The organism is Actinacidiphila bryophytorum (assembly GCF_016916835.1).
In the GTDB taxonomy this organism is placed as follows: Bacteria; Actinomycetota; Actinomycetes; order Streptomycetales; family Streptomycetaceae; genus Actinacidiphila; species Actinacidiphila bryophytorum.
Genome location: NZ_JAFFIX010000001.1, coordinates 181,562 through 201,074, shown reverse-complemented (window position 1 = coordinate 201,074; position 19,513 = coordinate 181,562). Strand labels below are relative to the sequence as shown.

The following is a 19,513-nucleotide window of genomic DNA, read 5'->3' as shown; positions in this document are numbered from 1 at the left end:
CCTACTCATTCCGGTTGCCGACCCGCCCGCGCCCCGGCCGGGAAATCCGCGCCCACGTCCCGGTGTAACCGGCGGCGCTATCTGCCTGTGAGGCGCCGGTCGTACGGCCGGCCGGCTGTCCGGTCCCGTGCGGACCGGCACACCACCACCGAGTCGGGATGAGACAGATGCACGAGCATCAAGGCCCCTGGCAGCGGGACAAGGCGTATCCGTGACGCCGCCCGCTGCGCCGCAGCCGGGGGAACGGCCGGATCAGGGCGGATGCGCCGACTGTGCGTCCCGCCGCTGGCCCCTGGTGGGGCGCGACCAGGAGATCGCCGCCGCCGAGCAGGCACTCGACGACATCCGGACGGCCGGGGTCCTGGTGCACGGACCCGCCGGGGTCGGCAAGTCCCGCCTTGCCGACGCCTACCTGGCGCGCGCCGCCCGCAAGGGCAGCGCCGTCGGCCGCGCGGTGGCGACCGCGGCAGCCGCCGACGTCCCGCTCGCGGCCATCGCGCACCTGCTTCCCGCCCATGTCGACTGGTCCGACCCCGAAGCCGGGCTGGAATCCGTCCTCCGCGCCGGCGCCCGCCCCGGCCGGGCACGGCGGACCGTGCTCGTCGACGACGTGCAGTGGCTGGACCCCGCGTCCGCGGTGCTGCTGCGCCGCCTCATGGACAGCGGAGCCGTCCGCCTGATCGCGACGCTGTGCTCAGGGACTCCCAGCACACGGGCGACCACCACCCTGCTGGGCGGCAGCGGCATGCTGCACCAGGAACTGGCCCCGCTGGCCGAGAAGGACGTACGGGTCCTGCTCGGCTCCGTCCTCGGGTGCCATGTGACGCTGGAGGCGGTGCGGCGGCTGTTCACCCTCAGCGGCGGCACCGTGCTCTACCTGCGGGAGTTGGTGCTGGGCGCGCTGCGCGACGGCCACCTCTTCCTGCGGGACGGCAGCTGGGTCCTGACCACCCGCGACCTGTCCGGGACCCCCTGGCTCGCCGACCTCGTCGAACGGCGCCTGGCCGGCGTCGGCCACGAAGGCGCCGGCATGCTCCAGATGCTGGCCCTGACCGAGCCGCTGCCCGCCTCTGCACTCCGGCAGGCAGGCACCTCGGCGGCGCTCGCGCAGCTGCAGGAGCGGGGTCTCGTCACGGCCGGGCGGGAAGGACGGCGCTCGGCGATCCGCCTGGCACACCCCCTCTACGGTGCGGTGCTGCGGGCGCAGACGATGCTGCTGCGCCGCAGGGCCGTCCTGGCCGCGGAAGGAGACCGGGTCCTGGCTCTGGGTGCCCGCCGCGGGGACGACCTGCTGCGGCTGGCCGCCGGCCAGGTCGAGGCAACGGGTTCGGCTGAGCCGGCGCTGCTCGACGGCGCCGCCGCCGTCACCTTCCGTGCGCACGACTACGCGCGGACCGCGGAACTGCTGGAGCTGATACCGGCAGCGGACTGGACCGCGGACAGCCGCTTGCGCCTGGCGCAGTCCCGTTTCCACCTCGGGCGGTTCCGCGCTGTCGAGGAGGTGCTGGCCCAGCAGGCCGTGGCGGACGAAGGGCAGGCTGTCGCGGCCGCCCACGTGAGAGTCACCAACCTGCTGTGGCAGGACCGCGCCGACGACGCCCTGCGCGTCAACAAGGCGGCATTGGACCAAGCGTCCGATCCGGCACGGCGTGCGCAGTTGCGATGCAACAAGGGTGTGGCGCTGATCGCCGCCCGGCGGCCCGCAGCCGGCGTCCGCGCCCTTGAGGATCTCCCGCGCGGTCCCGAGGGTCTTCCGTCGGCCGACACGTGGATCCGGGCGGCCGCCGTGAAGGCAGTGGGACTCTCGGTGCTGGGCCGGGCGGGCGACGCGGTGGCATGGGCACGGATGGCGGCTGACGCTGCCTGTCCCGCGCCGGACGGGGACACCGCGCTGTTCTCCCACCCGGGCACGCGGCATTTGGCCCTCGTCCCGGCGTTGACGGAGGCCGGGCGCCTGGCCGAGGCACGGGCCGCGGGGCTGCGCGCGCACGAGGACCTGCTGCAGGCGGGCATGACCGGTCCGCGCCTGTGGGCCGCCGTGCACATGGGCCGGCTCGAATGGCTGGCCGGGCATGTCGCCGACGCCGGCGGCTGGTACTCCGAGGCACTCGCACTCGCACGCGAAGCCGATCACCTGGGCGCCCGGCGGCTCGCCCTCGGCGGCAGCGCCGCGTGCTCCGCGCTCACCGGTGACCTGGACTCGGCACGCCGGTCGCTCGCCCGGCTCCAGGAGGGCGCCACGACCGCGTCGGGGCTGTTCTCGACCCGCGAGGAACGCCTCGCCGAAGCCTGGCTGCTCGCCGTACAGGGCCATCTCGGCGCGGCATGCAGCGTCCTGACACAGGCCGCCGCGGCGGCGCGCTGCACCGGCCACCTGAACGCCGAGGCGCTGCTGCTCACCGACGCAGCCCGGCTCGGGGGCGCGAAAGCCGTTCTGGCGCGGGCGGAGGAGGTGGCGGACTCCTGCGACGGGGCTCTGGCAGCCGGGCGCCTGCGTTTCGTCCGCGCCGCGGCGGACGGCAGTCCGGCGGAGCTGCTCGCGACCGGCCATGAACTCGCAGGGATGGGGGCGCACCTGCTCGCCGCCGAGGCGCATGCGCTGGCGGCCGCGGCTTTCGCGCGTACGGGCGACGGCCGCCAGGCAGACCTCGCGTCCGCGCAGGCGGACGAGGCGAGGGCCTTGTGCCAGGGAGCGGCGACCCCGGGCCTGCGGACGACGAAAGCGGCTCATGTCCTGACCGCGCGGGAGCGGGAGATCGCCCTCATCGCGGCCACCGGCGCCCCCAGCAAGGAGATCGCGGCGTCGCTGTCGCTGTCGGTGCGGACCGTCGACAACTACCTGCAACGCGTCTACAAGAAGCTCGGCATCGCCGGCCGCAGGGAACTGGCCCGGCTCATGCACGACCGGTAGCCGCCGCCGTGCGCGCGGCCCGCGGGGTGCCTGCCCGGCTGCCGCGCGGGCCGCCGAAAGGACTGCCGGCAGGACCGTAACCCGCACCGCTATCTGTTGGTGAGGAGCAGCGGCCACGTGCACATGCCGGGAGGAAGTGCCATGTCGGAAAGCCGATGTAGAGTCGGGGCCGCCGCCTCGGCAAGCTGTGTGACCTCAGGCGAGACGGGCGGAGGGAGGGCCGGATGAAGCGCAACATGATGCGGTTCGTGGACAGCCTGGTGCGGCAGCGCCGGCCGCGCGCATTCCGGCCCGACGACGAGGACGTCCAGATGATGCGGACGGCCATCGCCCTGGCCGCGGCCCGCCCCGACGCGGACCGGCCGCGGGAGGAGTTCGTCGACCAGCTGCGCGAACGGCTGGCCGGCGCCGAGCGGCAGACACCGCCCGCTGCCCCCGCCCCCGCCCGGTCCCGGCCCGCACGGGCGCCCCGCCGCCGGATGCTGCAGGCAGCGGCGGTCGCGGCTGCGGGCTTCATCGCGGGCGTCTTCGTGGACCGCAGCCGGGACGGGGACTCCCCCGGGGCCGACGACGCGGCGGACGGAGGCGCCATCGTCCCGACGGCCGGTGAGTGGAAGACCGTGATGCCCAGCAGCGAACTGGCCGACGGCGCCGTCCAGAGCTTCGATCTGGGGGCCGTGGTCGGCGTGGTGCGCCGCGAGTCCGGCCGGCTGCGTGCCGTCTCGTCCGTCTGCACCCACCAGGCGTGCCGCCTCGGTCTCAACGACGGCAGGGACACCCTCGTGTGCCCTTGCCACGGCGCCACCTTCTCGGTGCAGGGGGCTCCGCTGCACAACTTCCGTTCCTCGCGTCCGCTGCCGGCCCTGCCCCGGCTCGCGGTGCGTGAATTCCAGGGCGATGTGCAGGTCTACTGCCCGGCGGAAACGGCGGCATGACACGCGGCCCGCAGGCTCGTACGGTCACCTCAGGTCCAGGGCCGCCCAGTGGTGCACTTTCCCGTTTCCCGGCCCCGCGCTCGTCGACCCCATTGCCGCGGCAATGGCCGCGATGACCTTCCGGCCCCGCCCGTGTTCGTGAGCGGCTCCCGCCGTCGCGGCGCCGGCGGGACACGCTCCGCCGTCCGCGACACTCACCGTGAGAGTTCTTGCCGCGGGACACAGGCGCACATGCAGCGAGACCGGTGGATGGGCGTGCGTCACGGCATTCGTGATCAGCTCGGAAACCACCAGCAGAGCGTCGTCGATATCGTCAGAGGCCACGCCCTGGCAGCTGAGAATCCTGTGCAGCACATGACGTGCCGTACACGCGGCGGTCGACCCGTGTACCAGGTGCAGGTCGAGCAGGCTCCGCTCGGAGGCCTCCGGGTGCGACCGCGGGGACATGGCGTCCGCTGCGATTTTCATGAGCACCCACGCTTCCTTGGAAGTGGTCTGAGAATTGCGATGTCTCCAGCAAACCCCGCCCCCGCCGCAGGGGCGTGAGCAATCAGTGCCCAATCGGGTTTTCTTTACGGCTGCGGGGCTCTGAACGCATATCGGACTGCTCACGTAGTTACTCATGACCGTGCCGCGCGATCGGCAAGGCGGCAGTGGACAGGAGCGAGCAATGACACCCCCATTCGACCCGGCCGCAGCTCTGGACATCGGGCAGGACGTCGCACCAGGGCGCTCAAGGATCCCGCTCGGCATGACCGCGCCCGACCTCGGCCACTGGCCGTTCGCCGGGAGATCGGGGGAATTGGCGGCGCTGGCAGAACTCTCCGAGGACCGGCGCACGGACACGGTGCTCGTCTCGGGGGCGGAAGGCGTGGGCAAGTCCCGGCTCGCGGACGAGTACCTGGCGCTGTGCGGTGCACAGGGCTGCCGCGGTGAGCGGGTCGTGGCGCGAAGGGAGAAGTCGGCGGTCCCCTTCGGTGCGACGGCGCACCTGCTGCCGCCGGACGCCGACCCCGCGGACCCCGTGTCCTGCTTCGCGCACGCGGCCCGCGGCCTGCGGACCGCCGACGGCCGGCGGCTCGTCGTGGTGGACGACGTGCACTGGCTGGACCCGGCCTCCGCGATCCTGCTGCGCCAGCTGCTGGACGCGGGCCTGGTGCGCGTCGTCGCCACCGCCCGGGCGGGTCTGCGCGGGAGCAAGCCTTCCGACGCCCTGGTGCACGCCGGGGAGGTCTCGTGGCTGGAACTGCCGTCCTTCACGGAAAGCTCGGTCGAGGAAGTCCTGGAAGCCGTGCTCGGGCACCATGTCGGCAAGGGCTGCGTCCGGCATCTGTTCACCTTGAGCGGGGGCAATGCGCGCGCTTTGCGCGAACAGGTCCTCAGCGCCCTCGACCGCGGACAGCTGGTCCGTCGCGACGGCGTGTGGGACCTCGACCGGAGGCGGAGCGGCAACCTGGTGTTCGGCCCCTGGCAGGGGGCGGACGGCCGCGGTGCCGATGCCGCTGCTGATGGCACGGGCGAGGCGGCGCCCGACGGGACAGACCCCGGCCTGCAAGGGGGAGCGGCGGTTCTGGCACTCACCGAGGCCGGGCGTCTGGAGGAGGCGCGCGCGCTGGGCCACGCGGCGTTCGAGCGCGTCGTCGACGGCGGGCCGCCGGACTTCCGCCGCTGGACCGCGGTACTGCTCGGCCGCCTGGAGTGGCTCGCCGGGCGCGTTCTCGACGCCAGGCGGTGGTTCACCGAGGCGCTGTCCGGTACCGGCCCCGCCAAGGACAGCGGCGTCCGGCGTATCGCACTCGGCGGCGCTGCAGCGTGCCTGGCCGCCACCGGTGACGTCGCCGCCGCCCGCGCGATGCTCACCCGGCTGGGCAGCACCTGGCACGACCCTGACGCCGGGCTGCTGCCCGGCGCGGAGGAGGCCCTGGGCCGTGCGTGGGCAGCGGCTGCGGAGGGTCGGGGCGCCGCCGCGAGGCACAGCCTCATCGCTGCCGCGGCCCGCGCCCGCGTCGCGAACCACCTGGCGAGCGAGGCCATGCTCCTCACCGAGGCCGCACGTCTCGGCGGGGCGCGGGAGGTGCTGGCGCCCATCGACCTGAACGCCGGCCGGTGCGGCGGCCGCCTCGCGACCGCGCGGCAGACCTTCGTACACGCCCTCGCCTCGGAGGAGCCGCAGGCGCTGATCGCCTCGGGCGACGACCTGCGCGGGATGGGCGCGGCGGCCCTGGCGGCCGAGGCGTACACGGCGGCATCGTCGTCGCTGCACGACTCGGGGCGCGTACGGGAGGCGACGTCCGCCGCTCACCTGGCCGCGGCTGTCAGGGCGTCGTGCCAGGGGTTGTCGACGCCGCTGCTCGGCGGCGCCGCACCGACGCAGTCGCTGACGGTCCGCGAACGGGAGGTCGCCCGCCTGGCCGCGCGCGGTACGACGAGCAAGGACATCGCCGCGCACCTCTTCCTGTCGCCGCGCACCGTGGACAACCACCTCCAGCGCGTCTACCAGAAGCTCGGCGTTTCCAGTCGGCAGGAGCTGCAGCGGCTGCTGGAACCGTGAGCCGTGTACCGGTCCCCGCAGGGGTGTGAGCACGTATTGCCCAGCCTTCGACGGCGTCCCGTACTCCGTCCAAGCGACCGGATCCGGGCATATGCCACTACCATGTGAGCGGTGGCAGTCTCGGTTGCTCAGCGCCGGCCTGCTGATCCCGGGGCCGCCGAGGGACACTACGTGAACGCGCAGACAACCACGTCCCCGCCCCTGGTGGCCCGGGACGACGAACTGACCGCCTTCGAGGCAGCCTGGGCGAAAAGCCGCTGCCGAGGGCTGGCGATCTACGGCCCCGCGGGGGTCGGCAAGACCCGGTTGGCCGAAGAGTTCCTGGCCAGGGCGGTGGGCAAGGGCTTCAGGTCCAGCCGGGCGACGGCCTCCGCGGTCGCCGGAGCCGTACCGCTGGGCGCCGTAGCGCACCTGATTCCCCCCGGCACCGACCTGTCCGATCCCGTGCGCGGATACCAGGCCGTGGCCCACGCCCTCGCCGGTGACGGACGGCGGCACGTCGTGTTCGTCGACGACCTGCACCTGCTGGACGCGGCCTCGGCCCGGCTCCTGCAGCAGTTGCTCGACGCGTCAGCCATCCGGCTTATCGCGACCATCCGCGCCGGGAAGTCCGTCACCGAGTCGGTCGCGGCGCTCGCGCTGGGCGACACGCTGCACCGCATCGACCTCGTCCCCTTCGACCAGGGGGAGGTCGAGGAGGTCCTCCAGGCGACGCTGGGCGGTCCGGTCGGCAGGCGCACGGTCCACATCCTGCACCGCGTCTCCGGCGGCAACGCGCTGTACCTGCGCGAACTCGTGCACGGTGCCCGGATGCGGGGAGCACTCACCCGCGACGGGGACATCTGGGAACTCACCGAGGGAGTACTGCCCAGCACACCCCGGCTCCTCCAGCTCATCTCCGCGCGCCTGGAAGCCGCGGAGCCGGCCGCCCGCCGCGTACTCGAACTCCTGGCGCTGTGCGAGCCGCTGGCTTCGGCCGACGCGGGACCGGCGCGGACCCTGCGCGCGCTGGAGGCCGACGGCCTGATCCGGGCGCGCCTGGAGGGACGCCGCACCACCATCACCCTCAGCCACCCGCTGTACGGTGAGGCGCTGCGCCGGGACATGCCGCTGCTGCACCGGCGCGAGCTGCTGCTGGAGCAGTGCGAACGGGTCAGCGGAAACGGTGCGCGCCGACGCGAGGACACCCTGCACCTGGCCACCTGGAGCCTGGCCGCCACCGGCAAGGCCGACCCCGGTCTGCTGGTCCAGGCTGCCGGGCTGGCCCAGCACGCCCGCGACCACCGCCAAGCGCTCGACCTGACCGAGGCCGCCTGGCGCGAGGAGCAGAGCGCTCACGTGGGCCTCGCCTACGCGCGCGCCCTGATCAACCTCGCCCGCCACGACGAGGCGGACCTGGTCCTGCGGCAGGTCGAGGACGTCATCACCGAAGAGGACCGCCACCGCCTGCTGCAGGCGCGGCTCGACAACCACATCCTGCAGGGCCGCCTGCGTGAGGCCCAGCAACTGCTGGAGGGCCGCCGCGATCCGCGCAGCCGGCTGGCCATGGCGACCGTCCTGTACTACCGGGGACGCTTCCGCGACAGCCTTGAGATGAGCCGCCCCCTGCTGACCAGCAGCGACCCGGCGGTGGCCCAGGACGCGACGACCTTTGCGACGTCCTGCCTGCTGCGCCGGGGCGCCCTCGCCGAAGCCGCCGAGGTCTTCCAGCCGATGCTGCGGCTGCTGGCCGCCCCACCGACCGAGCGGGAGAACACCTTCTACGCCGAGTACCTGGAGCACGTCCATGCGCACGCCCACGTGATCAGCGGCGATCTGCCCTCGGCGGAACGCATCGTGACCAGCAAGTACGAAAGGGACGTGGCCCGCCACGAGAGCGGCGCCATCAACGCCGTCGCCCTGGGTTTCATCCTGCTGGAACGCGGCAAGGTCCGCACCGCGCTCAACATCCTCCACCCGGTCGTGACCCGGGAGATCCACTGGAGCCTGTTCACGCAGTGGGCGCAGGCGGACGCCGTCATCTGCGCCGCGGTCCTCCGCAGGACGGAGGCCATGGACCGCTACGTGCAGCTGCTGCCCCCCGTCGAGGACACCATCGAGGCCTGCGACAACCGCATCGCCCGCGCCTGGCACGCCTCGGTGCACCACGACCGGCAGCGCGTCCGGGACCTGCTCGTGCAGGCCGCCGCGGACAGCCGCGAACGGGAGCAGTACCTGCACGCCGTCTGGGCGGTGCACGCAATGGGCAGGCTCGGTGTCGCCGCCGCGGCCGCACCCTTCTGGGACGTGCCCGTCGAGGGCGCCTTCATGAACGCCCAGCTCGACTACACCCGCGCGCTGGCGAAGGACGACGTCCAGCTCCTCGCCCGGACCGCCGAGGTCTTCCGCGGCGCGGGGGCCGACCTCTACGCCGCGGAGGCCCTGGCCGAACTCGCCCACCGGCTGCACCGCGACGGAGAGCACCGCCAGGCCGTGGCCGCCGCCCATCAGGCGTCGGAGGCGCTGGCCCACTGCGAGGGCGCGCGGACTCCCGCCCTCGAACTGCTCACCACCGTCCGGACACCGGCCGCCCTGACCGAGCGGGAACGGCAGATCTCCCTGCTCGCGGCGTCAGGAACCGCGAGCAGGGAGATCGCCGAGACTCTCCACCTGTCGGTGAGGACCGTCAACAACCATCTCCAGCATGTCTACGCGAAACTGGGAGTCACGTCCCGCAGGGAACTGCGGAAGGAACTGGAGTCCTGATTCAGGGCGGGACCGGATCCCGGGGGCGCGAAAATCCCGGTCCCGCCTCACCCCGCGAGCTTCCCTGTCGCCCGCGGGCAGCGGCCGGAGGCACGGGCCGCTGGGACGAGGCGGCACGACGGGGAGACGGAACTCCGTCGGCGCATCGCCATGACCGCCACCCTAGGAAAAGGCACCGCGCGCCCGAAGAGCAATCATTACTCATTCACCGGCACCGCCCTCTCCGACCGCCCCGGGACCATATAGGCTCCCATTCAGCCGGGGGCAGGAATTCCACGGGAATTCCCTATGAGAACGGCTGTTGAAGATGGTCGACAAGGTCGAGGCGATGCGGCGGCGCGAGCGAGCCGCGCAGGCCCGGGCGCAGGCCCGGCAGCAGGAGCGCCGCAGGCGTCTGATCAGGTCCGGCCTGATCACGGCCTCGGCTCTGGTCGCAGCCGGGGGTCTCACGGCGGCAGCGCTTGCGGCCGGAGGCGGCGGCAGCACGGCGAAGATCGACGGAGTGCGGTCCTTCGGCCACCTGTCGCGCAACCATGTCCAGGGCACCGTCAAATACGCGCAGAATCCACCGGCCGGCGGCGACCACAGCCCGATCTGGCTGAACTGCGGTATCTACGACAAGCCCGTACCGAACGAGAACGCCGTCCATGACATGGAACACGGCGCCGTCTGGATCACCTACCGGCCCGGTCTTCCCGCCGCGCAGCTGGCGGCGCTGAAGGCGACGGCGGGCAAGACGACCTTTGTCGACCTCAGCCCTTATCCGGGCCTCCCCTCGCCGATCGTCATATCGGCGTGGGGCAAGCAGCTTGCCTTGCAGAAGGCGGACGACCCTCGGCTGGCCGCCTTCGTCTCCGCATACCGCCAGGGACCCCAGACGCCGGAGCCCGGAGCGCCGTGCACCGGCGGCATCGGAACTCCCGCCGAGTGACCGCCGTGACCGCCGTGAGCGCCCCGGCCGACGACGCGGGCTGCGAGTCGCCGAGGACCCGATGAAGACGGCGGTCGTCCTCGCGCACGGCGTGGGGGGTCGGCGCGACCTTCCCCTCCCCTTCGGCTACCTGCTGTTCGGCGGGGGTCTCGCCGTACTCGTCTCCTTCGCGGTCCTCGTGTGGCTCAGGCCCGAAAGCCGCCTGGACGGCGCCACAGCGGGCGTACCCCTGCCGAGCCGGCCGGCCGCCGTCGCCGACGCCTCCGGGACACGGTGGGCGCTGCGCGTCCTCGGACTCCTCCTCACCGGATTCACCGCGGCCGGCGCCCTGTTCGGGCGCGACGACGACCTGAATCCGACCGGGTCCCTGGTCTTCGTCCTGTTCTGGGTCGGCCTGGTTCCCGCCTCGCTGCTGCTGGGCCCGGTGGTCCGCCTGATGAGTCCGCTGCGGACCGTCCACCACCTCGTGTGCGCCGTGCTCGGCCGCGACCCGCGGCAAGGCGCGCGCACCCTGCCGGCCGCCGTCGGCTACTGGCCGGCGGGGGTGTCACTGCTCGCCTTCACCTGGCTGGAACTGGCCACCCCCGACCCCGACGCCAGGACCACGCTGATCGTGTGGTTCGGCACGTACGCCGTCGTGCACCTGGCCGCTGCCGCCGTCTACGGATCGCTGTGGTTCGACCGGTGCGAAGGCTTCGAGGTGTACTCCACGCTCACCGCCCATCTGGCCGTCGTCGGCCGCCGGAGCAGCGACGGCCGGCTCGTCCTGCGCCGCCCGCTGAGCGGTCTCGACAGCGTCCGGGCGGCCCCCGGCCTGGTGGCCACCGTGTCGGTGCTCTTCGGCTCGACGGCCTTCGACGGTGCGGCGGCGTCCACCGCCTGGGCCGACAGAGCCCAGTCGGGGCCGCTCGGCCCGGCCACGGCCAATACCGTGGGCCTTGCCGTGACCGTCGTCCTCGTGTCCCTCGCCGTCACCGCCGCCCTGAGACTGGCCGGCCGCGTGGCGGGTACGCCTGCCGGGACGGCCGGTCCCGCGGCGCTGTTCGCCCACTCCCTCGTCCCCATAGCGGTGGGCTACGCCATCGCCCACTACTTCTCCTTCCTGGTGTTCAACGGCCAGCAGGCTTTCATCCTCGCCTCCGACCCGCTGGGCACGGGCGCCGACCTCTTCGGCACGGCAGGCCGCCATGTCGACTACGCACTCGTCTCCGTGCACCTCATCGCCGTGGTCCAGGTCCTGGGCGTCGTCGCCGGCCATGTCCTGGCCACGGTGGCGGCCCACGAACGCGCGGTCCGGGTCCTCCCCCGCCGGGACGCGGTGCTGGGCCAACTCCCCCTGCTCGCGCTCCTGGTGGCGTTCACCCTGGGCGGCCTGCTGCTGCTCTTCGCATCCTGAGGACTCACCATGCGTCGTGATCGCCGTCCCCCTGGCCGCGGGGTGCACTCCCACCAGGGCCTCTACCTCGCCACCGCCGCGTCCGGCGCGCTGGTCGACCAGTGCGGAAAGCTCTGGGCGGTCGCACGGTTCGGGGACGGCTCGACGCTTGCCACGGGTCCCGTCGGCTTCGAGGTGAGCCGCAATCCCGGTGCGGCCTTCGGCATGGGCCGTGGTCTGACGCCCTGGATCACCGCGCTGACGCTGGCCGCTGTCGTCGTGCTCCTGGTCACGGGGCGCCGCGTGCGCAGCCGGGGCCGGGCGTTCGCCCTCGGTCTTGTCACGGCAGGCGCCGCAGGAAACGGCATCGACCGCCTGGCCCGGTCTCCCGGTGCCGGGCGCGGGGCGGTGGTCGACTGGGTGCACGTCGCCCCCTATCCGCCCGTCTTCAACCTCGCGGACGTCGCACTGCGAGTCGGCGTGCTGCTCGTCCTCGCCCTGCTCGTGCGGCGGCAGCGGCCCGCGCCGGCCGCCCCGCCGGCCGACTCGGCCTCGGCTGGGCCGTGAAAGCCCGGCAGGGGAGACGGTGCGGTCTCCCCTGCCGGGCTTCGTGCCGAGTGGCTCTCGTGCCGGGTGTGCTTCGTGCCGGGTGTGCTTCGTGCCGGGTGGGTACGGAACACCTGGCTCAGAACGCTAGCTGCCGAACTTCATCCGCTGTTCGTCGTGCGTCGAGTGGAAGATGCTGTCGTGCGGGTCGGAGCAGTCCCACAGCTGCATGGGCTCGAAGTCACGGGTGAACTCGGTGGGCCTGTCAAGGCACTTGTTGCCGCCGAAACCGGACTTGAGCATCACCAGGCCCGTCTGGGAGGTGGTGATCTTCTGCCAGCCCTGCGCGACCTTGCCGAGGTCGCAGGGGAGCAGCAGGATGGACGCGCGGTTGAGGTTGTTGTCGACGCCCATGCACTTCTGGGTGCCGATGTTCTCCAGGGTGATCAGGCCGCTCCCGATGTTGGGGAGCACCTTCCACTGCTGGTTGGGCGCCAGCTTGTTGCACGTCGTCACCTGGACGAAGGTGTTGCCGGCATCGCTCACCAGGCACTGCCCGGTGCCGAATCCGTTGATGGTGAAGCCGGTCTCCGCCTGGGCCGTGCCTGCGCCCACGCCCAGGCCGGCGAGGGCGGCTGCGGCGGCGGACAGCGCGAGGAGACCCGTTCGGCGCCGAAATCTCATGGTTCTTCCCTGGGTTGCGTTCAGATTCTGACGGGGGGACTACTCGACGAAGGCGAAGCGCTGTTCGAGGTGGTCGTCGCCGAAGACGGCGGTGTGCGGGGACGCGCACGTCCACAGCTGCATGGCCTCACCGTCGAAGTGCGTCTCGGTGGGCCGGTCCAGGCACAGGTTGGTACCGGGGACCCCCAGCTTGAGCTGGTTCAGCTCGTCGTAGTGGTTGGTGTTGTCCCAGACCTGGGTCAGGTCGTCCGGATTGCACGGGGCCAGGCGGTTGGCGCCGCGCTTGGCGATGTCCGCCGCCTGCAGGCACATGCTGGTGTTCGGGAAGTTCACGATCTGGAGTTCCCCGAAGCCGTCCGCGTCACGGTGCAGGGTGCCCGTGGTGAACCAGCGGTCCGCCTTGGAGCAGCTGTCCACGATCACGCTGTGCGTGGTGCGGTTGGTGGACAGGCACTGGCCGGTCCCCCATCCCTTGAGGAGGAAGAGCCCGTCGGCGTGCGCCGTGCCCGAGGAGGCGCCCAGGCCGACAGTGGCCAGGAGGGCTGCTGCCGCCGCCAATCCGGCGGCTCGCTTTCTGACTCTCATCTGCTCGGTCCGTTCTGAAGCTGTGGTCCTGCCCTGGGAATAGGGCGCTGGGTTACAGCGCTCGGCCGGTGGCGGGTTCGAGTACGTCCTGATCGCCGCAGCACGGCGCCCCCGTCCTGGCGGCCGTGCCCGGCGGCATGAGTACTTTTTGCTCACGCCGCGGCCGCCCCGGGTGCCGACAATCGATGGCAGGGCTAGTTACCCGGACGGGTCGGCGTGCCGATGCCCGCGTGTAACCCCCTCGCCTATCTCACAGGTGACCGGCCCGGCTCGTTCGGCCGAGGCCCGCTGGTCCCACCGGCTCTCCCGCCGTCTCGCGCGCGGGCTGGGCGAGGCAGGGTGCGACGGCCCACGAGAAACACGCGAGGCGGTTCCTGGATGCGAAGGCTGCGGCTGAGAAGCGAGGAGTTTCCGGATGGACCTGTGGACCAGGTCCGCCCGGAGGAGGGAGGGGTACCGGTGCAGGCCGCGGGGAAGGACGGCACCGGTACCCAGCCCGTGCAGTTGCCGACCGCGGTGTACCCCGGCTGGGAGGCCATCTACGAGGACAACGTGGCCAGGATCCACCGGCTGATGTACGGCAAGGTCGGCAACCGGCCGGACGCCGAGGACCTGACCTCCCAGGTGTTCGTGACCGCCTTGAAGTCGTTGCGGACCACGGCCACCGTCGGCGAGGTCCGTGCCTACCTCCTGGCCACCGCCCGCACGGTGCTGGCCGGTCACTGGCAGCGCACCCTGGGCCGGCAGGTCACCGTCATCGACGTCGACGCGGCGGACCTGGACGAGTACGCCCAGCCGCCGGCCGCGCAGCCGGCCAGCCGCGCAGGCGAGCACGCCACGCACATCCTGGCGGGGCTCTCGGAACGCCACCGGCGCATCCTCGTGCTGCGTTTCATGCTCGGCTACAGCATCCGCGAGGCAGCCGCCGAGATGGACATCAGCGTCGCCAACGCCAAGGTCCTGCAGCACCGCGCCATACGGAAGGCGGCCGGGATGGATGTGTACGCCGGGCAGGGGGGGCCGAGATGACGAGCGCCCTGGACCGCTACCTGACCCGCTTGTCCGACGGGAAGCGCCCGAAGCCGTTCGCCGCGTCCGACGAGGACGTCGCGCAGATCAGCACGGCCATCGAACTGGCGGCCTTCCGCGCCGACCACGCCCGGCCGACCGAAGCGTTCGTCAGCTGCCTGCGCAAGCGGCTCGCCGCCGAGCAGTCCCGGGTGCTCATCCCGCAGCCGGCTGCGGCGGTGTCGGCACGCCGCCGCCGTTTCGTACGTGCGGGGCTCATCGGTGCTGCCGCCTTCAGTACGGGCCTGGTCACCGAACCGCTGCTCTTCCGCAGGACCCGCACCGGCGGGGGGCAGGGGGCGCCCGAAGAGCCCGAGGAGGAGGTCCGGCCGGTCCACGGGACGTGGCACAAGGTTGCCACCAGTGCGCAGCTTGCCGAGGGCGCGGTCATGGACTTCGACCTCGGGTCGATGGCGGGCTACCTCCACCGGTCCTCGGGACGTCTGCGCGCGGTGTCCGCGACGTGTACCCACCAGGCCTGCAGGCTCGGCCTCGACGCCGCACGCAGCATGCTCGTCTGCCCCTGCCACGGGGCCGCCTTCACCTTGGCCGGCGCCCCGCAGCCCGCCTCCGGCTACCGCACACCGGGTTCACTGCCGCCCCTCCCCCGCATTCCCGTACGGGAACGCCTCGGCGACATCGAGGTCTACGCCCCCGGGCCGCATTCTCCCGCGGAGGCATGACAGATTCCGCAGCGGCGGACATCCCGAGGGACGGTGATACGCCTGCGTATCCGCCCCGAGTTGGCGGGGAGTTGACCTTTGTCATACCCCAGTCGCAGGACGAAAGATCCCGGGGACTGACGACCGGGGGCCATCATTTCGAGGAGCATTTCCCTTGTGACTGACATTCTCCCGGGACTCCAGATGTCCTTCTTGGAAATTCTTCTCGTGTGCGGGGCCGCGGTCCTGGCGCTGGCTCGCTGGTTCCCTGCGGCCGCCCGCCGGCCGATGGCGTTCTCCGGGGCCGCTCTTGTCGTTCTCCCCTCGGCGGTGCTGTGCGTGGCCGGCATGCGCTGGCAGTCGGTGCCGGTCCTGGCAGGGGGACTCCTCGCGCTGCCGTTCGCGGTCGCTCCGCTGCTGCCCAGGCGCAGCGGCCGGCAGGCCCGCCGTGCCCGCTGGTGGGTCGCCCTTCCGGGATCGGCCGTGTGCCTGGGCCTGATAGCGGCGGGTCCCGCCGCGGCCTGGGCACTGCCCAGGCCCGACTTCCCCGCCCCGTCGGGCCGCTACCCGGTCGGCACCACGGTCGTGCAGTGGACCGACATGTCCCGCCCGGAAACCGCCACGGCAGATCCCCGCGACCATCGCGTCGTGGTGGTCCAACTCTGGTACCCCGCCGCGCGGAACACCCCGCACGCACGGCGCGCTCCGTATCTGGGACGCACGCGAGCCGAGTCGCGGACCGTCTCCGACGCCCTGGCCGGCTCCGTCGGCGTTCCCGGATTCGTGCTGGACGGACTGCCGCAGGCGCGGAGCCGCGCCTACCTCGACGTCCCGCCGGTTCCCGGCCACCAGCATTTTCCCGTCGTGCTGTTCTCCCCGGGCGCCGGCGGGGTCCGCACCCAGAACACCGCCTGGGCGGAGGAACTCGCCAGCCACGGCTACGTCGTCGCCGGTCTCGACCATCCCTACGACTCCACGGCCGTGCTGCTCGACGACGGGCGGGTCGTCCGATCCAAGCTCGCCTCGACGAGCGATGCCGCCGAAGGCGCGAAGGCGGCCGCCGCAGCGACGGCGATCAGGGCCGCCGACCTCAGTTTCGTCCTCACGGAGTTGGGCAAGATGACGCGAGGCCAGGTCCCCGGACCGCTCGCGGGACGCCTGGACGTCACCCGCGCCGCGGTCACCGGCCACTCCTACGGTGGCAGCGCGGCCCTGCAGGCGGCCCGGCAGGATCCCCGGTTTGCCGCCGTGATCGATCTGGACGGCTACCCGCACGACCCGGCGCCGGCCCCCTACCACCAGCCCGCCCTCGCGCTCATCCACACCATCGGCGGCAGCACCGCCGACTACCACTCCCGTATCACCGAAGTGCTCGGGCTCAGCACCACGACCGGCTACCGCCTCGTCATACCGGGCTCGTCCCATCTGACCTTCACCGACGCGCCCCTGTACCTGCCGCCGTACTCCCCGATCGTGGGCGGACTCGGCCGGACGGGAAGCCTGCACACCACCGCCGGGGCCACCCTCGCTTTCCTCGACCACGTTCTCGGAAACGCGAAGGGGGACACCGCGCAGGCACTGAAACCCTACGGAAACCTTACGGTTCTGGCCCCGCACACCGCTCGCTGACGGAAAAGTGAGCAGCCGCGCCGGGAAGAGTAATTGCTACTCATCCGATACCGGAGAAAAGGTTTGCGTTTCGCCGTTCTCGATCCGAGGATTCTGGTCATGGGACATGTCGAGGTCGCACACCTGGAGTACTACCTGCCCGACGGAAGGCCCTTGTTCGGGGATATCTCCTTCCGTGTGGGAGAGGGTGCCGTGTCCGCCCTTGTCGGTGCCAACGGCGCGGGCAAGACGACGCTGCTGCGGATGATCTCCGGCGAACTCCGGCCGCACGCCGGCACGGTCACGGTCAGCGGAGGGCTCGGTGTGATGCCGCAGTTCATCGGTTCGGTGCGTGACGGCCGAACGGTCCGCGATCTGCTGGTCTCGGTGGCACCTGCGCGGATCCAGGAGGCGGCGAGGGCTGTCGACGAAGCCGAGCACCTCATCATGACGGTCGACGACGCCAAGGCGCAGATGCGGTACGCGCAGGCGCTCAGCGACTGGGCCGAGGTGCAGGGCTACGAGGCCGAGACCGTCTGGGACATGTGCACGATGGAGGCGTTGGGTGTGCCCTACGACTCGGCGCGTCTGCGTGCGGTGGACACACTCAGCGGCGGTGAACAAAAGCGCCTGGTCCTCGAAGCACTGCTGCGCGGTCCCGACGAGGTCCTGCTCCTCGACGAGCCGGACAACTACCTGGACGTCCCCGGCAAGCGGTGGCTGGAGGAGCGCATACAGCAGACGCGTAAGACCGTGCTCTTCGTGTCACACGACCGGGAGTTGCTCGCCAGGACCGCCCAGCGGATCGTCGCCGTCGAGCCGGGTCCCGCCGGCTCGACGGCATGGGTGCACGGCGGGGGCTTCGCGACGTTCCACGGTGCGCGACGGGAGCGGTTCTCCCGCTTCGAGGAGCTGAAACGGCGCTGGGACGAGGAGCACGAACGGCTCAGGGCACTGGTGGCCAGGCTGCGGCAGCAGGCGGCCATCAGTCCCGCCATGGCGTCGCGGTATCGGGCGATGCAGACGCGGCTGCGCAAGTTCGAGGAGGCCGGCCCGCCGCCTGAGCCCCCGCGCGAGCAGGACATCCGGATGCGGCTGCGCGGTGGGCGGACCGGCGTACGAGCTGTGACCTGCGAGGATCTGGAACTGACCGGCTTGATGAAGCCGTTCTCGCTGGAGGTCTTCTACGGTGAGCGCGTTGCCGTCCTGGGGTCGAACGGGTCGGGGAAGTCGCACTTCCTGCGGCTGCTGACCGGCGACACGGGCGTAACGCACACCGGTCACTGGAAGTTGGGGGCTCGCGTCGTGCCCGGCCGCTTCGCCCAGACCCACGACCACTCGGAACTGCAGGGCCGCGCCCTGGTGGACGTTCTGTGGTCGGAGTACGCCAAGGACCGGGGCGGGGCCATGTCGGTCCTGCGCCGGTACGAACTGGACGGCCAGGGTGACCAGCCGTTCGACCGGCTCTCCGGCGGCCAGCAGGCCCGCTTCCAGATCCTGCTCCTGGAGCTGTCGGGTGCGACGGCCCTGCTGCTCGACGAGCCCACGGACAACCTGGACCTGGACTCCGCCGAGGCGCTGCAGGAGGGGTTGGAGGCCTACGAGGGAACGGTCGTCGCTGTCACGCACGACCGCTGGTTCGCCAGGAGCTTCGACCGCTATCTCGTGTTCGGATCGGACGGCACGGTCAGGGAGACCAGCGAGCCCGTCTGGGACGAGCGCAGGGTGGACCGGCCGCGCTGACCGCGCGGCCGGCGTCAGGGCTGCTTGGCCAGGACCGCGCGGGTGTAGAGCACACCGAAGCCCTGGCGCTGCACGTTCTCCTGGGACTTGGAGCCCGGCTGCGTGGTCACGACGGCGATGTCGCACCCTGCCGCCGCGGCGTCGGCGAGCCGGGCCGTGGTCAGCGCGGTCTGGACGCCCTGCCGCCGGTGTTCGGGCGCGGTCCCCGCCCCCGCCATCTGCGCGATGCCGTCCGCGACCCGCAGCCCGCCGCCGCCGAGGATGACCCCGTCGCGCAGTGCGCTGTAGTGGACGACACCGGCTGCCGCGCCGTCCCGCTCCGCGTTCTCCAGAATGTGCCGCGGGAAGTCCTCGTACCAGGGAACCCCCTGGGTGTCGGGGTGCAGCGTGGCCCGCACCACCACGTCCAGCCAGTCCTCGAACTCCTCCTCACGGGTTCGCCGGACCTCCATCCCGAGCGGCACCGCCGGCTCGACACCCCCGGCCAGCGCCCTGCCGAGGACGTTCTCGAAGGACACCAGGCGGTAGCCCCGGCCGGTGAGGACGTCCAGGGTCTCCGGGTCGGCGAGGTTCGACAGCTCGACCTGGACGGGTGCGCCGCAGGCGGCGTAGGCCCGCTCCACCTCGTCCAGCTCGGCGGCGGTGGGCACTCCGTCGAAGCCGAGACCGGCGACCTTGTTGTACGGCGAGTCGGCCTCGGCGAAGGAGGCGACACCACCGGCGAGGGGGATGGAGAAACTGTTTCCGCCGGTGCGGCCGCCGACGGCGCGAGTGCACTCCGCCATGAACTGTGATTCCGCGCGTTCGATCCGGGCGGCCAGGTCGAGGTCGCAGAAGAGGGAGGTCCGGCTGTCGTTCATGAGAGGCGTCCTTCACGATCGTTTCCCGCCGTGGACCAGCAGCCGCTGGCCGGCGTGGTTGATCTCGGTAAAGGAAGATAGCCGGACAGGTTACGCCTGCGGCGGTGCGGCCGGTTCATGAGGCGTTGACGACGATGGACGGGTTGCTGCGGAGCGCAGCCTTATTGAGTACCCATTACTCGCGAAACCGGCGCCGTCGCGGCCGCACACTGTTCCTGCCAGCGGAGGAACACGCGGGCAAGGCGGTGTGGTTCATCACATCCCCTGTCGAGACCACACCGCCCCACTCATGCCTTTCCACCGGCACTC

The 19,513-nt window shown here is 72.0% G+C and carries 15 protein-coding genes; 11 read left to right on the top strand and 4 right to left on the bottom strand.

The annotated features are described in order from the left end of the window. Positions 1 to 295 precede the first annotated feature (295 nt). Together JT723_RS00810 and JT723_RS00805 are read left to right on the top strand one after the other, a co-directional pair. The gene (locus JT723_RS00810) at positions 296 to 2,911 is read left to right on the top strand and encodes a LuxR C-terminal-related transcriptional regulator (RefSeq protein ID WP_205042361.1); all 2,616 of its coding nucleotides are present in this window, start codon (positions 296 to 298) and stop codon (positions 2,909 to 2,911) included. A gap of 224 nt (positions 2,912 to 3,135) precedes the next feature. After that, the gene (locus JT723_RS00805; RefSeq protein WP_205042360.1) at positions 3,136 to 3,846 is read left to right on the top strand and encodes a Rieske (2Fe-2S) protein; all 711 of its coding nucleotides are present in this window, start codon (positions 3,136 to 3,138) and stop codon (positions 3,844 to 3,846) included. Positions 3,847 to 3,870: 24 nt separating this feature from the next. Here JT723_RS00805 and JT723_RS00800 read toward each other — a convergent pair whose 3' ends face one another. Continuing rightward, entirely contained in the window at positions 3,871 to 4,314 is a 444-nt protein-coding gene (locus JT723_RS00800; RefSeq protein ID WP_206247768.1) for an ATP-binding protein, read from the bottom strand. 202 nt (positions 4,315 to 4,516) lie between these two features. Here JT723_RS00800 and JT723_RS00795 point away from each other — a divergent pair, with 202 nt between their 5' ends. From JT723_RS00795 to JT723_RS00775, 5 genes are all read left to right on the top strand, one after another. Then, the gene (locus tag JT723_RS00795; RefSeq protein ID WP_205042358.1) at positions 4,517 to 6,397 is read left to right on the top strand and encodes a helix-turn-helix transcriptional regulator; all 1,881 of its coding nucleotides are present in this window, start codon (positions 4,517 to 4,519) and stop codon (positions 6,395 to 6,397) included. Between the two features lie 171 nt (positions 6,398 to 6,568). After that, positions 6,569 to 9,142 carry a LuxR C-terminal-related transcriptional regulator gene (locus JT723_RS00790; RefSeq protein ID WP_205042357.1) on the top strand — a complete coding sequence of 858 codons (2,574 nt, stop codon included), beginning with the start codon at positions 6,569 to 6,571 and terminating at the stop codon, positions 9,140 to 9,142. A 307-nt stretch (positions 9,143 to 9,449) separates the two neighbouring features. After that, positions 9,450 to 10,073: a thioredoxin-like domain-containing protein gene (locus JT723_RS00785; protein ID WP_205042781.1), complete on the top strand. Its 624-nt coding sequence runs from the start codon at positions 9,450 to 9,452 to the stop codon at positions 10,071 to 10,073. A 61-nt stretch (positions 10,074 to 10,134) separates the two neighbouring features. Then, the gene (locus JT723_RS00780; RefSeq protein ID WP_205042356.1) at positions 10,135 to 11,469 is read left to right on the top strand and encodes a hypothetical protein; all 1,335 of its coding nucleotides are present in this window, start codon (positions 10,135 to 10,137) and stop codon (positions 11,467 to 11,469) included. 9 nt (positions 11,470 to 11,478) lie between these two features. Continuing rightward, positions 11,479 to 12,015, top strand: a complete 537-nt coding sequence (locus JT723_RS00775; protein WP_205042355.1) for a signal peptidase II — start codon at positions 11,479 to 11,481, stop codon at positions 12,013 to 12,015. 126 nt (positions 12,016 to 12,141) lie between these two features. Here JT723_RS00775 and JT723_RS00770 read toward each other — a convergent pair whose 3' ends face one another. Both JT723_RS00770 and JT723_RS00765 read right to left on the bottom strand, forming a co-directional pair. Continuing rightward, complete coding sequence (locus JT723_RS00770) at positions 12,142 to 12,678, bottom strand: RICIN domain-containing protein (protein ID WP_205042354.1); 537 nt, start codon at positions 12,676 to 12,678, stop codon at positions 12,142 to 12,144. Between the two features lie 39 nt (positions 12,679 to 12,717). Next, complete coding sequence (locus JT723_RS00765) at positions 12,718 to 13,263, bottom strand: ricin-type beta-trefoil lectin domain protein (protein WP_205042353.1); 546 nt, start codon at positions 13,261 to 13,263, stop codon at positions 12,718 to 12,720. Between the two features lie 459 nt (positions 13,264 to 13,722). On the opposite strand from JT723_RS00765, the gene JT723_RS00760 reads away from it, so the two are divergent. From JT723_RS00760 to JT723_RS00745, 4 genes are all read left to right on the top strand, one after another. Next, the gene (locus tag JT723_RS00760) at positions 13,723 to 14,292 is read left to right on the top strand and encodes an RNA polymerase sigma factor (protein WP_251512784.1); all 570 of its coding nucleotides are present in this window, start codon (positions 13,723 to 13,725) and stop codon (positions 14,290 to 14,292) included. After that, entirely contained in the window at positions 14,289 to 15,014 is a 726-nt protein-coding gene (locus JT723_RS00755) for a Rieske (2Fe-2S) protein (protein ID WP_205042351.1), read from the top strand. Before JT723_RS00760 ends, JT723_RS00755 begins: the two co-directional genes overlap by 4 nt. A 156-nt stretch (positions 15,015 to 15,170) precedes the next feature. After that, entirely contained in the window at positions 15,171 to 16,622 is a 1,452-nt protein-coding gene (locus JT723_RS00750) for an alpha/beta hydrolase family protein (protein WP_251512783.1), read from the top strand. 99 nt (positions 16,623 to 16,721) lie between these two features. Beyond that, positions 16,722 to 18,344 carry an ABC-F family ATP-binding cassette domain-containing protein gene (locus tag JT723_RS00745; protein WP_205042350.1) on the top strand — a complete coding sequence of 541 codons (1,623 nt, stop codon included), beginning with the start codon at positions 16,722 to 16,724 and terminating at the stop codon, positions 18,342 to 18,344. 14 nt (positions 18,345 to 18,358) lie between these two features. On the opposite strand, the gene JT723_RS00740 is transcribed toward JT723_RS00745, so the two are convergent. After that, positions 18,359 to 19,204 carry a GNAT family N-acetyltransferase gene (locus tag JT723_RS00740; RefSeq protein ID WP_205042349.1) on the bottom strand — a complete coding sequence of 282 codons (846 nt, stop codon included), beginning with the start codon at positions 19,202 to 19,204 and terminating at the stop codon, positions 18,359 to 18,361. Positions 19,205 to 19,513 lie beyond the last annotated feature (309 nt).

Bases quoted from the DNA above. Each gene is read 5' to 3' on its own strand.
- JT723_RS00805 (WP_205042360.1), top strand. From the start codon at position 3,136: ATGAAGCGCAACATGATGCGGTTCGTGGACAGCCTGGTGCGGCAGCGC.
- JT723_RS00800 (WP_206247768.1), bottom strand. From the start codon at position 4,314: ATGAAAATCGCAGCGGACGCCATGTCCCCGCGGTCGCACCCGGAGGCC.
- JT723_RS00795 (WP_205042358.1), top strand. From the start codon at position 4,517: ATGACACCCCCATTCGACCCGGCCGCAGCTCTGGACATCGGGCAGGAC.
- JT723_RS00785 (WP_205042781.1), top strand. From the start codon at position 9,450: ATGGTCGACAAGGTCGAGGCGATGCGGCGGCGCGAGCGAGCCGCGCAG.
- JT723_RS00780 (WP_205042356.1), top strand. From the start codon at position 10,135: ATGAAGACGGCGGTCGTCCTCGCGCACGGCGTGGGGGGTCGGCGCGAC.
- JT723_RS00775 (WP_205042355.1), top strand. From the start codon at position 11,479: ATGCGTCGTGATCGCCGTCCCCCTGGCCGCGGGGTGCACTCCCACCAG.
- JT723_RS00770 (WP_205042354.1), bottom strand. From the start codon at position 12,678: ATGAGATTTCGGCGCCGAACGGGTCTCCTCGCGCTGTCCGCCGCCGCA.
- JT723_RS00765 (WP_205042353.1), bottom strand. From the start codon at position 13,263: ATGAGAGTCAGAAAGCGAGCCGCCGGATTGGCGGCGGCAGCAGCCCTC.
- JT723_RS00755 (WP_205042351.1), top strand. From the start codon at position 14,289: ATGACGAGCGCCCTGGACCGCTACCTGACCCGCTTGTCCGACGGGAAG.
- JT723_RS00745 (WP_205042350.1), top strand. From the start codon at position 16,722: ATGGGACATGTCGAGGTCGCACACCTGGAGTACTACCTGCCCGACGGA.
- JT723_RS00740 (WP_205042349.1), bottom strand. From the start codon at position 19,204: ATGAACGACAGCCGGACCTCCCTCTTCTGCGACCTCGACCTGGCCGCC.